The sequence below is a fragment of the Pedococcus sp. P2_D9 genome, from assembly GCF_056404275.1.
In genome coordinates this window covers 84,699-97,099 of sequence record NZ_JBFUEI010000012.1, presented here as the reverse complement: position 1 = coordinate 97,099, position 12,401 = coordinate 84,699, and the positions used below count along the sequence as shown (strand labels likewise).

General features: G+C 70.2%; 11 protein-coding genes. 2 read left to right on the top strand and 9 right to left on the bottom strand.

Annotated features, from left to right (window positions below; genetic code table 11):
- Positions 1–177: 177 nt before the first annotated feature.
- Positions 178–1,407, bottom strand: a complete 1,230-nt coding sequence (locus tag AC1DXJ_RS17270) for an NAD(P)/FAD-dependent oxidoreductase (protein ID WP_477612486.1) — start codon at positions 1,405–1,407, stop codon at positions 178–180.
- A 135-nt stretch (positions 1,408–1,542) separates the two neighbouring features.
- On the opposite strand from AC1DXJ_RS17270, the gene AC1DXJ_RS17265 reads away from it, so the two are divergent.
- Positions 1,543–2,247 carry a helix-turn-helix transcriptional regulator gene (locus AC1DXJ_RS17265; RefSeq protein ID WP_477612485.1) on the top strand — a complete coding sequence of 235 codons (705 nt, stop codon included), beginning with the start codon at positions 1,543–1,545 and terminating at the stop codon, positions 2,245–2,247.
- A 100-nt stretch (positions 2,248–2,347) separates the two neighbouring features.
- Here the strand turns inward: AC1DXJ_RS17265 and AC1DXJ_RS17260 are convergent, their stop codons facing one another.
- Both AC1DXJ_RS17260 and rpsO read right to left on the bottom strand, forming a co-directional pair.
- Complete coding sequence (locus AC1DXJ_RS17260) at positions 2,348–4,765, bottom strand: polyribonucleotide nucleotidyltransferase (RefSeq protein ID WP_477612484.1); 2,418 nt, start codon at positions 4,763–4,765, stop codon at positions 2,348–2,350.
- A 131-nt stretch (positions 4,766–4,896) separates the two neighbouring features.
- The gene (gene rpsO, locus AC1DXJ_RS17255; protein ID WP_140737145.1) at positions 4,897–5,166 is read right to left on the bottom strand and encodes a 30S ribosomal protein S15; all 270 of its coding nucleotides are present in this window, start codon (positions 5,164–5,166) and stop codon (positions 4,897–4,899) included.
- Positions 5,167–5,384: 218 nt separating this feature from the next.
- Between rpsO and AC1DXJ_RS17250 the strand changes: the two genes are divergently transcribed.
- The gene (locus tag AC1DXJ_RS17250) at positions 5,385–5,774 is read left to right on the top strand and encodes a TfoX/Sxy family protein (protein WP_477612483.1); all 390 of its coding nucleotides are present in this window, start codon (positions 5,385–5,387) and stop codon (positions 5,772–5,774) included.
- A gap of 5 nt (positions 5,775–5,779) precedes the next feature.
- Here the strand turns inward: AC1DXJ_RS17250 and AC1DXJ_RS17245 are convergent, their stop codons facing one another.
- From AC1DXJ_RS17245 to mreC, 6 genes are all read right to left on the bottom strand, one after another.
- Positions 5,780–6,976 (bottom strand): acyltransferase family protein, encoded by a 1,197-nt coding sequence (locus tag AC1DXJ_RS17245; protein WP_477637539.1) that lies wholly within the window; start codon positions 6,974–6,976, stop codon positions 5,780–5,782.
- Positions 6,934–7,521 (bottom strand): GNAT family N-acetyltransferase, encoded by a 588-nt coding sequence (locus tag AC1DXJ_RS17240; protein ID WP_477612481.1) that lies wholly within the window; start codon positions 7,519–7,521, stop codon positions 6,934–6,936. The genes AC1DXJ_RS17245 and AC1DXJ_RS17240 overlap by 43 nt, the downstream gene beginning before the upstream one ends.
- Before the next feature lie 62 nt (positions 7,522–7,583).
- Positions 7,584–8,978 (bottom strand): dihydrolipoyl dehydrogenase, encoded by a 1,395-nt coding sequence (lpdA, locus tag AC1DXJ_RS17235; RefSeq protein ID WP_477612480.1) that lies wholly within the window; start codon positions 8,976–8,978, stop codon positions 7,584–7,586.
- A 48-nt stretch (positions 8,979–9,026) separates the two neighbouring features.
- On the bottom strand, positions 9,027–11,045 hold the full coding sequence (gene mrdA, locus AC1DXJ_RS17230; protein WP_477612479.1) for a penicillin-binding protein 2: 2,019 nt from the start codon (positions 11,043–11,045) through the stop codon (positions 9,027–9,029).
- 16 nt (positions 11,046–11,061) lie between these two features.
- Entirely contained in the window at positions 11,062–11,553 is a 492-nt protein-coding gene (locus AC1DXJ_RS17225; RefSeq protein WP_477612478.1) for a rod shape-determining protein MreD, read from the bottom strand.
- A gap of 2 nt (positions 11,554–11,555) precedes the next feature.
- Positions 11,556–12,377 (bottom strand): rod shape-determining protein MreC, encoded by an 822-nt coding sequence (gene mreC / locus AC1DXJ_RS17220; RefSeq protein ID WP_477637538.1) that lies wholly within the window; start codon positions 12,375–12,377, stop codon positions 11,556–11,558.
- Positions 12,378–12,401: the final 24 nt, after the last annotated feature.

The following is a 12,401-nucleotide window of genomic DNA, read 5'->3' as shown; positions in this document are numbered from 1 at the left end:
CGGTGAGGGCTATGGCGCCCACCGCTCCCAACACGTGCTTGCGGGGTACGCGCACAGCAGTCCTCCACGAACTCAGGATTGACAGCCCTGGGACGGTGGTCCGGGCCGATGGAGCATCACACCACGCCGACGGCGAATGCGAAACGGCTGGGACAGGTCCGGAAGGTAAAGGTCAGGTCAGGGTTTCGCGCCCAGCTCGTCCAGCGGGACCCCAGGGTCTGCCAGCCGGTCAGGCGCGACGACGGCCTTCGACCGGATCAGGCCCTTCACCGCATCACCGACGTCCCACACGTTGACGTTCATCCCGGCGGTCACCCGCCCGTCGCGCAGCCAGAAGGCCACGAACTCCCGCGCCGACAGGTCGCCGCGCACGACGACCTCGTCGTCCGGGCTCCCGAGACCGTGGTACTCCATCCCGAGGTCGTACTGGTCGGTGTAGAAGTAGGGCAGCTCCGCCTCCGGCCCCTCCTGGTCGAGCATGGCCGCTGCCACCAGCGAGGGCTGGTTGAGGGCGTTGGCCCAGTGCTCGACGCGAATCCGCTGCCCGAGGAACGGGTGCTCGACGTTCGCGACGTCACCCACCGCGAAGATGTCCGCGTCGCTCGTGCGCCCCACCGCGTCCGCCGTCACGCCGTTGTCGACGTCCAGGTCCGCAGCCTGCGCGAGCGCGACGTTGGGCGTTGCCCCGATCCCCACGACGACGGCGTCCGCCGGCACGACCGAACCGTCCGCGAGCCGCACCCCCGTCACGGCAGACTCGCCCTCCACGGCCTCGACGGTGACCCCGGTACGCAGGTCCACCCCGTGCGCTCGGTGCAGGTCCGCGAACACCTCGGCGATCGTCGGGCCGAGCACCCGCACCAGGGGCAGGTCGAGCGCCTCCAGCACCGTGACGTCGGCACCGGCCTCGCGCGCCGCAGCCGCCACCTCCAGTCCGATCCAGCCGCCACCGATGAACACGATCCGCCGTCCCGGCACGAGCACCGCACGGATCGCCTGGCTGTCCTCGATGGTGCGCAGCGAGTACACCCCGTCGAGGTCGGCACCGGGGATGGTGAGCCGTCGCGGAGCGCACCCGGTCGCCAGCACCACGCGGTCGTATGCCGTGCGCTCACCTGTGTCGGCCACCACCTCGTGGTCGTCGCGGTCGATGCTGGCCACCGTGGTGCCGGTGCGCACGTCGATGTCGTGACCGGCATACCAGTCCTCGTCGTGGACGAACACGTCCTCGAGCTTCTCCCCCGTCTTGAGGTAGTCCTTCGACAGCGGCGGTCGCTCATAGGGCAGGTGCGGCTCGCCCGCGAAGAGCACCACCCGCCCTTCGAAGCCCCGCCCTCGCAGGGCCTCGGCGGTCTTGGCGCCCGCCAGCCCGCCACCGATCACGACGAAGGTCCGGTCGTCAGTCATGCGTCATCCTCTGGCTCGGCTCTCTGCTCGGCTGTCTGCTGGACTACCCGACTACCTGCTGTACTTTCTAAAACAGTGTTAGATTGACTTTAGGAGCGGCGTCCCCGTTAGTCAACGAGTCGCTCGAGGAGCCTGATGTCGCCGGAAGCGCACGACGTGCACGACAGCATCGGGTCCGTGGGCGCCCTCGCGGAGCCGTCACGACGGGCGTTGTACGACCACGTGTCGCGGCAACGCACGGCGGTCAGTCGTGAGCAGGCGGCCGAGGCCGTGGGGCTGCCACTGCACTCCGTGAAGTTCCACCTCGACCGGCTCGTCGACGAGGGCCTGCTGGAGGTCGAGTTCCGCCGCCTGAGTGGTCGAGCGGGCCCCGGCGCCGGCCGGCCGTCCAAGCTCTACCGGCGCGCCCGTGCCGAGGTGTCGGTGTCGCTCCCGGCTCGGCACTACGACCTGGCCGCCGCGGTCCTCGCCGATGCCGTCGAGCGGGTCGGGCGCGACCGGGTGTCGCTCGACCGGGCGATCGACGACGCGGCCACTGACGCGGGTCGAGCCCTGGCAGCGGGCAGCCCGCTCCCACGCGGCCCGCGCGCTGAGCTGCGCGCCGTGTCAGAGCTGCTCGCCCGGCACGGCTACGAGCCCTCTCCCACGGACGACGAGCGTGAGCTCGAGCTGGCCAACTGTCCGTTCGACCGGCTCGCGCGGGACCACACCGACCTCGTCTGCGGGATCAACCTCGCCCTGGTCACCGGCGCCGTCGAAGCCCTCGGGTGCCGACACGTGCAGACCCGCCTCGAACCTGCCGCAGACCTCTGCTGCGTGCGCGCCCGCCAGGTGCCCTGACGCGCGTGGCGCATCGCCTCCTCGCCCACCGGGGGCAAAGCCAACGGGCCGACACACCCTGAGGTGTGCCGGCCCGCTCGTCAGGCTGGTGTGCGTCGGCTCAGCCGGCCGCGTCCTCCGAGGTGGCCGGAGCCGCGCTCTCGGGCGCGTCGCCGCCACGGTCCTCGCCACCGCGCTCGCCACGGCCGCCACGACGGCGGTTGCGACTGCGACCACCCTCACGACGCTCGCCACGGTCGTCGGTGGACTCGCCGGCCTCGGCCTCGGGGGCGTCGCCCTCGGTGCTGCTGGCCTCAGGCGCGTCACCCTCGGCGGCGGGAGCGTCGCCGCCCTCGCCCTCCGCGAGCACCGCCGCCAGCGACAGCTTGCCGCGCGGGTCGATCTCCTTGAGCTCGACCTGGACCTTCTGGCCCACGGCCAGGACGTCCTCGACGGCTTCGATCCGCTTGCCACCGACGAGCTTGCGCACCTCGGAGATGTGCAGCAGGCCGTCCTTGCCCGGCAGCAGGGAGATGAACGCACCGAAGGTCGTGGTCTTGACCACGGTGCCCAGGAAGCGCTCGCCGATCTCCGGCATCTGCGGGTTCGCGATGGCGTTGATCTGCGCCCGGGCGGCCTCGGCCGAGGGGCCGTCGGTCGCACCGATGTAGATCGTGCCGTCGTCCTCGATCGAGATCTGCGCGCCGGTCTCGTCCTGGATCTGGTTGATCATCTTGCCCTTCGGCCCGATGACCTCGCCGATCTTGTCGATCGGGACCTGCACCGAGATGACGCGAGGAGCGAAGGGGCTCATCTCGTCGGGTGCGTCGATCGCCTCGTTCATGACGTCGAGGATGTGCAGGCGCGCGTCGCGAGCCTGGGTCAGCGCGCCGCCGAGCACCGAGGCGGGGATGCCGTCGAGCTTGGTGTCGAGCTGGATGGCCGTGACGAACTCGCGGGTTCCGGCGACCTTGAAGTCCATGTCACCGAAGGCGTCCTCCGCACCGAGGATGTCGGTCAGCGCGGCGTACTGCGTCTCACCGTCGACCTCCTCGGAGATGAGGCCCATCGCGATGCCGGCGACCGGGGCGCGCAGCGGCACACCGGCGTTGAGCATCGACAGGGTGGACGCGCAGACCGAGCCCATCGACGTCGAGCCGTTGGAGCCGAGAGCCTCGGACACCTGGCGGATCGCGTAGGGGAACTCCTCGCGGGTCGGCAGCACTGGCATCAGGGCACGCTCGGCGAGCGCTCCGTGACCGATCTCGCGACGCTTCGGCGAACCCACCCGACCGGTCTCACCGGTGGAGTAGGGCGGGAAGTTGTAGTTGTGCATGTAGCGCTTGCGCGTCACCGGCGACAAGGTGTCGAGCTGCTGCTCCATGCGGAGCATGTTCAGCGTGGTGACGCCCATGATCTGGGTCTCGCCACGCTCGAAGATGGCCGAGCCGTGCACGCGCGGCAGCACCTCGACCTCGGCGCCCAGGGCGCGGATGTCGGCGAGGCCACGGCCGTCGATGCGGACCTTGTCGCGCAGGATGCGCTGACGGATCAGCTTCTTCTGCACGGACTTGTAGGCCGCGGACAGCTCCTTCTCGCGGCCCTCGAACTCACCGGCGAGCTTCTCCTTCATGGAGTCCTTGAGCTCGTCGATGCGGTCCTCGCGCTCCTGCTTGCCGGCGATGGTGAGCGCCTGCGCCAGGTCGTCCGAGGTCGCAGCCTCGACGGCGGCATACGCGTCGCCCTCGTAGTCGAGGAAGATCGGGAACTCCTGGACCGGCTTGGCGGCCTTGCTCGCCAGGTCGGCCTGGGCCTCGCACAGGACCTTGATGAACTTCTTCGAGGCCTCGAGGCCCTCGGCGACGACCTCTTCGGTCGGAGCCTGCTTGCCCTCGTTCTTGACGAGGTTCCAGGTCGACTCGGTGGACTCGGCCTCGACCATCATGATCGCGACGTCATCGCCCGCGATGCGGCCGGCGACGACCATGTCGAAGGTCGAGCGCTCGATGTCCGAGAAGTTGGGGAAGGCAACCCACTGGCCGTCGATCAGGGAGACGCGGACGCCACCGATCGGACCGGAGAACGGCAGACCCGAGATCTGCGTGGAGGCGCTGGCCGCGTTGATGGCGAGCACGTCGTACTGGTGGTCGGGGTTGAGCGCGAGCACCGTGATGACGACCTGGACCTCGTTGCGCAGACCCTTGGTGAAGGTCGGGCGCAGGGGGCGGTCGATCAGCCGGCAGGTGAGGATCGCGTCGGTGGACGGGCGACCCTCGCGGCGGAAGAACGAGCCGGGGATCTTGCCCGCGGCATACATCCGCTCCTCGACGTCGACCGTCAGGGGGAAGAAGTCGAAACCTTCGCGGGGGTGCTTCCCGGCGGTGGTGGTGGAGAGGAGCATCGTGTCCTCATCCAGGTAGGCGGCAACTGCGCCACCGGCCTGCTTGGCCAGGCGTCCGGTCTCGAACCGGACCGTGCGGGTGCCGAACGAACCATTGTCGATGGTCGCTTCGGCGAAGTGGATCTCTGGACCCTCCATTGGGCCCTCCTTTTTTATCTGTAGTCCCGGTGCATCGTCGTTGTGCACTGGTTTCTGTCGTGCTGGGCGGCATCAGTGCCGGCCCCATGCGAGAGGGACGGCCCTCATGGAGGACCGTCCCTGTCGAATGCTTAGCGGCGCAGACCGAGGCGCTTGATCAGCGAGCGGTAACGCTCGACGTCGACGCTCTCGAGGTAGCGCAGGAGCCGGCGACGCTGGCCGACCAGGAGGAGCAGGCCGCGGCGGCTGTGGTGGTCGTGCTTGTGCTGGCGCGAGTGCTCGGTGAGGTCGAGGATGCGCTGCGTCAGCATCGCCACCTGAACCTCGGGGGAACCGGTGTCGCCCTCGTGCGTGGCGTACTCGGACATGATCTTCTTCTTGACGTCGAGGCTCAACGGCATGAGTCGGCACTGCTCCTTTGTGTGATCGTTGCGCGGTGCGCCAGGGCTGGTTCACCTGGGCTCTCTGGATCCGCGGCCGGTCTACGGCGGTTGCAAGGTTACCAGCGGGCGGGTTGGGCCCCTAATCGCCGCCGATGCACCGCCGATGCACCGCCGGTGCACCGCGCGTGCGCCGCTGCAGGCTCCCCCAGCCGGCGCAAGCAGTGTTGGATGGGGACATGCAGATGCCCAAGCACAGTGACGAGGCCAAGACCCGCTTCCGCAGCCTGATCAGCGACGCGCCGGGCGTTGAGGTCAAGCCGATGTTCGGCAGTGTCGGCGCGTTCGTCAACGGCAACATGTACGCCGGGTTGTTCGGTGAGGACGTCGGGGTCAAGCTCGACCCCGCGGGGCTGGAGGAGCTGCAGGCCCTCCCCGGCAGCGGCCCGTTCGGACCCGCCGAGCGCCCCATGAACGGATGGCTGTCGCTGCCCTCCGACCTGTCCGACGAGGAGACGTCCACCTGGACGGACCGGGCGCGGGACCACATCGCCACCCTGCCGCCCAAGGCCAAGAAGGCAACCGCCAAGAAGGCAACCGCCAAGCGGGCAACCGAGCCCACGACGTAGGCCGCTCAGCCGCGGGCGCCCACGAGTTCGGGCTCACGTTCGGTCTGGGCTTCGGGCGCCGGGCGGGTCGCGGACAGCGAACGCGCGTGCAAGAGCGTGCGCGCCGGGCGTTCGACCACGACGTGCATCAGCCAGGCGGCGCCCCCGAGGACGAGCACCACGGCCACAACTGCCAGACCCGCCGTCCACCACGCGTCGTCGCCCCACTCGCGCAGCCCAGTGACGACAGGACGCATCAGGTAGTGCGTCATGTAGAGGCAGTACGACACCTCCCCCGCGGCCACCATGAGCGGCGTGGACAGCCAGCGCCCGACCGAGCCGCCGGCCGTCGCCACGACCGCCACGACCAGCCCCATCACCGGGGCCATCCAGTAGTCCCCTGAGGCGACCGCCGGGACCAGGGCCACCACGAGCACGACGGACGGCAGCAGCGGAGCCAGTCGTCCGAGGGCCACACCGCCACGCACCCAGGCGAGGCAGAGGAAGATCCCTGCGACGAACTCCCCCATGATGCGGACGTAGAACATGTGCTCGAGGTTGCCGTTGGGCAGGGCGAACGCCGCGAAGACGGTGAGCATCACGGCATACGACAGGGCGGCGAGCAGCAGGGAGCTGCGCGCCCTGACCACGCGCGCCGCGAGCACGAAGAGCGCCGGTGCCACGAGGTAGGCGAACCACTCGGAGCCGATCGACCACGCCGGACCGTTGAAGCTCGGGCGGTCGTTGAACCAGTTCTGCACCATGAGCACGTTCTGCCCGTATGCCGCGGGCGTGCGCCGCTGCCCGCCCTCGCCGATCCCGAGGGTGCCCATGGCGACAGCCATGCCCAGGTCGATGTTGAGCGCCACGAAGTGCACCGGCCAGACGCGCGCGAACCGGCTGCGGATGAACGACACGGTCGACTGCCCGGAGAAGGCCCGCATGGAGTCGGCGTAGTTGTAGGCCAAGATGAAACCGCTCAAGGGGAAGAACAAGTCCACGCCGAGGTACCGCGCACGCATCAGGGTGTCGGCAGGCACCGTCCACGGAGCGAGCGCCTCGAGGTCGGGCCGGTAGTGGAACAGCACGACCCACGCCGCGGCCAGGACGCRCAGTCCGGTCAGCGCGGGCAGCGGCGAGCGGCGCTCCGAGCTCGGCGTCGGAGTCGCCCTCGGGGAAGTCAGGAGCCGGCCCCAGCACCCTCTGTCGCCCGGCCCGACCACTCGTCGGCGCGGAGCGCATAGATCGCCAGGTCGGTCCACTGCTCCTTGAACCAGGAGGCCCTCTCGAACAGTGCCTCGCGTCGCATGCCCAGCCGTTCGCAGATGCGCGACGACGCGGTGTTGACAGGCTCGAGCTGGGCCCACACGCGGTGGACCCCGACCTCTCGGAACGCGGCCTCGGTGATGGCACGGGCCGCCTCGGTGGCGTACCCCTGACCCGCCACGTCGGGGGCGAACACCCAGCCGATCTCGGCCTGCCGTCCGTCGTGGCCGTCGAGTCCGTCGAGGTGGATGAGCACGTCGCCGATGACGCGCCCGTGCAGCTCCACCGCGAGGGTGAGGATCGGCGACTTCTCGTCGAGCCGGCCGGCCGTGGCCCGCTCGGCCACCAGGTCCGCCACCTGCTCGCGGGTCTTGGGCTCGCCCGGGATGTACCTCACGACCGACGCCACCGACCGGTAGGTGAAGACGTCGTCCTCGTCACCGGGACGGAAGCTGCGCAGGACGAGCCTCTCGGTCGTGATCGGCAGGCTCACGCGCGGCATACCGGGAACTCCGAACTGTCCGTGAGCGGACGGCGAGACGACAAGGATCGGCGAGGTGGCGATCAGAGGTTGATCATGTGGCCGGCGATGCCCTCGACTGCTTCCTTGACCGCCTCGGAGAGCGTCGGGTGGGCGAAGACGTTGCGGGCGACCTCGTCTGCGGTGAGGTCCCACTTCTGGGCCAGGGTCAGCGCGGGCAACAGCTCGGTCACCTCGGGGCCGATGAGGTGGGCGCCGATGATCTCGTTGTGCTTCGCGTCGGCCACGACCTTGACGAAGCCGACGGCGTCGCCGAGTCCCATCGCCTTGCCGTTGGCCGAGAAGGGGAACTTCGCGACCTTGACGTCGAAGCCCTTGCCCCGGGCCTGCTCCTCGGTGTAGCCGAACGAGGCGATCTGCGGCTGGCAGAACGTCGCCCGGGGGATGAAGTCGTACTCGACCGGCATGGTCTCGGCCCCGGCCATGGTCTCGGCCGCGACGACACCCTGCGCCTCGGCCGTGTGGGCCAGCATGAGCTTGCCGGTCACGTCGCCGATCGCATAGACGTTGTCGACGTTGGTGCGGCAGTGGTCGTCGATGACGATGGCTCCGCGTTCCGTGGCCACGCCGAGGGACTCGAGGCCGTAACCCTCGAGGCGCGGGGCGAAGCCGATGGCCTGCAGCACCTTGTCCGTCTCGATGACCGTCGACTCACCACCTGCGGCGGGCGACACCGTGACCTTGACCTTCTCGCCGCTGTCGTCGATCGACTCGACCTTGGTCGACAGCAGGACCGTGACCCCGAGCTTCTTGTAGTGCCTGAGCAGCTCCTTGGACACCTCGGCGTCCTCGGTCGGCACCATCCGGTCGAGGAACTCCACGATGGTCACGTCGACCCCGAAGTTCTTCATGACGTAGGCGAACTCGACGCCGATCGCACCGGACCCGGCGATGACGATCGACTGGGGCAGCTGGTCGGTGAGGATCTGCTCCTCGTAGGTCACGACCCGGTCCGAGAGGGACGTACCGGGGATGAGCCGGGTCGTGGCACCGGTGGCGATGATGAGCTTGTCGAAGGTGACCGTCTGCTTCTCGCCGGAGCTGAGTGCGACGTCCATCGAGGTCGGGCTGGTCAGCGTGCCCCAGCCGTCGATCTCGGTGATCTTGTTCTTCTTCATCAGGAAGTGGACGCCCTTGACGATGCCGGCGGACACCGCGCGCGAGCGGGCGTGGGCCGGGCCGAACGCCATCGTTGCGTCGCCCTCGATCCCGAACTTGTCCTTCTCGTGCGTCAGGATGTGGGACAGCTCGGCGTTGCGCAGGAGCGCCTTGGACGGGATGCACCCGACATTGAGGCAGACCCCGCCCCAGTACTTGGACTCGACCACCGCGGCCTTGAGACCGAGCTGGGAGGCGCGGATCGCCGCGACGTACCCGCCAGGACCAGCACCGAGAACTACGACATCGAAGTCAGCCATGGCGGTCAGCCTACTGACTGTCCTGCCATCGCCCCACTTCGCCCATCCCTACCTCAGGGTGCGCAGGACCTCGTGGATCCGCCGGGCAACGGGTGCGGCCCCCTCGCCTCCGGTGCCCCCCTGCGAGACCACCACCGCCACGGCATACCGAGGTCTGGTGGCCGGTGCGTAGGACACGAACCAGGCGGTGTCCTGCTTGCCGAACGCCTCTGCGGTCCCGGTTTTCCCCGCCACTGGCCACTGGTCGAGCGGGAAGCCGGCGAACGCTCCCCTGGCGGTGCCCGAGGTCACGACCCCCACGAGCGCGCCCCGGAGGAAGGACAGCGTGCCGGCGGGGAAGGGCACGGTCCCCGTCCTGACGGGAGCGACCCGCTCGGTGGCCCCGCCCGTTGACCCCCCAGGAGCGACGAAGGCGCGCGCGACCTCCGGCTTCCAGAGCGTTCCACCGTTGGCGATGGCTGCATAGACCTGAGCCATCTGCAGGGGCGTGACCGTGATGTCACCCTGCCCGATCGCGAAGTTGGCCGCGTCCCCGGCACGGAACTGGAAGCCGCTCTGGCAGTTCTCGACGGCAAGCCCCTTGAGGTATGCCGCGCGGCTCGGGTCGGTGGCCAGCAGTTCCGGGTAACCGGACTTGGCGTGCCTGCAGGTCTCGGTGCGGGTCTGGTCCCACTGCCGCTGCTTCCACGTACGGCCGGGGATCCGCCCGGCCTGTTCGCCGGGCAGGTCGATGCCCGTGGCCCGTCCGAGGCCGAACGCGTCGGCCATCGCGACGAAAGGGTCCCTGGCATCGGACTTCGCCGCGAGCCCGCCCTGCGCCAACCAGGACCGGTAGGCGAAGTCGTAGAAGATCGTGTCGCAGGAGACCTCCACCGCCTTGCGCAGGGAGATCCGCCCATAGGCGCGGGACTCGAAGTTGGCGAACCTGCGGTTCCCGATCGTGTAGCCGGACGTGCAATTGTAGGTCCCGTCGAGCGAGTTCCCGGCCCTGACAGCGGCAGGCAGGCTGACCACCTTGAAGGTCGAGGCGGGCGAGAACGCCGCCGAGGTCACGCGGGAGACGAGCGGGGTCCCGGCTGACGCGTCGGTGAGTCGCGCGAGCTCGGCCGGGGTCACGCCCCCCGTCCAGACATCCGGGTCGTAGGACGGGTAGCTCGCTGCCGCGACGACACCACCATTGGTGACGTCCAGGACCACCGCCGCCGCGGAGTCAGCCCGGTGACCGTGCTTGCGCGCCGAGGCGACGGCCGACGCCAGGGCAGCCTCCGCGGCGGCCTGCACCCTGGCGTCGAGGTTGGTGACGACGTCCCGACCGGGAACGGGGTCGGTCTGCCCGAGCGTCCGGGTGACGATGCCGCGGGGGTCGACTGCGACCGTGCTGGTCCCAGGGGTGCCGCGGAGCTGGGTGTCGTACTGCTGCTCCAGCCCGGACCGACCCACCAGGTCGAGGTCGCCGATCGCGCCCCTCGACGCCGCCACGTCCTCGGCGTCCGATCGAGCGAGGTAGCCGAGCACGTGAGCCGCGTTGACGGTCCGCTGGGCGGGGTAGTCCCGCACTGGCTGAGCCGAGACCCCCACTCCCGGAAAGAGATCCGGACGTTCGAGGAGACTCAGTGCCCTGCGGGGATCGACGCCGCTTGCCAACGGGATCGGCACGTAGGCGGATCCGGCCCAGCAGACCGGCGCCGGTGGCGCGCCCTGCACCCCGCAGAGCTGGGTGCGCCCCCACAGCTGGTCGAAGTCCGCCCCCAGCACACGGGCCACGCGATGGACGAGGTCGCGCCCACCGTCCTCTGACTCGACGAGCTGTCCCCGGTCGACGGTGACCACGGTCTCGGTCGTGTTGTCCACGAGGGGCAGACCGGTGCGGTCGAGGATGCGGCCCCTGACGGCAGGTTCGGTCACCGTGCGGGTGTTGAGGGTGGCCGCTGCCCGCTGGTAATCCTCGTGGCCCACGATCTGGACCTGCCCCAACCGACCGAGGAGCGTGCCCATGAAGCACAGCACCACGAGTCCGAGGACCCACACCCGAGGCGAGTGGTCCCGCGCGATGCGCGAGCGCCTCACGCTCGCCACCCGCGCTTCATCGTCGTCCTCGGGCCAGTCGCCGCTCGAGGTTGACGAGCACGGGCACGAACATCGCGCAGAGCAGCGCGGTGAGCACTAGGCGCAGCCCGACGACGTGCCAGTCGACAGCCGCCCCCGACAGCATCGCGACCACGAGCCGTCCGGTCGCGACGAGTGCGGCGCTACCCAGTCCCACGACGGCGACCCAGCCGAACGGCGTCTCTCCCTCGCGCCTTCCGGCCCCGGCGAGGAGCCCGGCCGCGGCATACACCAGGGCTGCGGTGCCGAGCACCGCCGAACCTGGTGGCATCAGGTCGACCAGCCAGCCACCCGCCAGGCCGAGCAGCGCACCGCGGGCGGCGCCGGTGCGCAGGGCGCCGGCCACCACGACGGGGAGGACCAGGTCGGGCAGGACCAGCTGCGAGCGGGCAGCCAGGGTCACCGTGGCCACGGCGGCGACCAGCAGCAGGAGGCCACGAAGGGTGAGGGCGAGGCTGGGCACGGGCACGGTCAGCCCCCACCCGTGACGGCCGGCCTCGGCGTGGAGCGCGGACCGGTGCACAGGATGCCGACCACTCCAAGGGTGGTCACGTCGGTCGCGGGGCGGACGGAGGCCGTGGGCGTGAGGTCGCCGGGGGCGTCGTCGACGCGCTCCACGGTGCCCACCCTCAGCCCCGGGGGGAAGGGCGATCCTCCGACGCTGCCCAACGTGGTCACCGCGTCACCCGTCCGCACCAGACCGCGCTCGACGACGGTGAGGTTGAGCTCGCCCGCAGGACGACGGTGTGCGCCCTGGGCCCCGCTGCCCACCGCGCCCAGGGTGCCGGCCGCTCCGACCCGCACGCCCACGAGGAGGTCAGCGCTGCCGACGAGCAGCACGTCGCAGGTCCACGGGGAGACCGTCACCACGCGCCCGACCAGACCGTCGACGCCGACCACGGACAGGTCGGTCCGCACACCGTCGCGCGACCCGGCGTCGAGCGTCACCCGCTCGGGTCCCGCTGCCCCCTCGCGGCCGACGGCGACGACCCGCGCGGGGACGAACGCGCCCCCGGCCAGGTCGGGCGAGTCCAGGAGCCCCTGGAGCTGTTGCCCTGTCACGGACTTCTGCGAAGCCTGGGCGCGCAGGACCTCGTCGCGCGGGACGCGGGCATCCACGATTTCCTGAAGGTCGTGGGGGTCCTGAGGGTCCCGGGTGCCCTGGGGGTCCCGGGCTGACAGGAGGCGTTCGAGCGGCCCGAGCACCGTTCCACCCGCCGACCGCAGCGGTGCCACACCCCGGCCACCGGACACGTCGACGCAGAGGGCGACGACGGTCAAGACCACCAGCACCACCAGGAGCCTGAGTCGGGAGGG

Coding starts and splice junctions, on each gene's coding strand:
- AC1DXJ_RS17270 (WP_477612486.1), bottom strand. CDS start 1,407: ATGACTGACGACCGGACCTTCGTCGTGATCGGTGGCGGGCTGGCGGGC.
- AC1DXJ_RS17265 (WP_477612485.1), top strand. CDS start 1,543: ATGTCGCCGGAAGCGCACGACGTGCACGACAGCATCGGGTCCGTGGGC.
- AC1DXJ_RS17260 (WP_477612484.1), bottom strand. CDS start 4,765: ATGGAGGGTCCAGAGATCCACTTCGCCGAAGCGACCATCGACAATGGT.
- rpsO (WP_140737145.1), bottom strand. CDS start 5,166: ATGCCGTTGAGCCTCGACGTCAAGAAGAAGATCATGTCCGAGTACGCC.
- AC1DXJ_RS17250 (WP_477612483.1), top strand. CDS start 5,385: ATGCAGATGCCCAAGCACAGTGACGAGGCCAAGACCCGCTTCCGCAGC.
- AC1DXJ_RS17240 (WP_477612481.1), bottom strand. CDS start 7,521: ATGCCGCGCGTGAGCCTGCCGATCACGACCGAGAGGCTCGTCCTGCGC.
- lpdA (WP_477612480.1), bottom strand. CDS start 8,978: ATGGCTGACTTCGATGTCGTAGTTCTCGGTGCTGGTCCTGGCGGGTAC.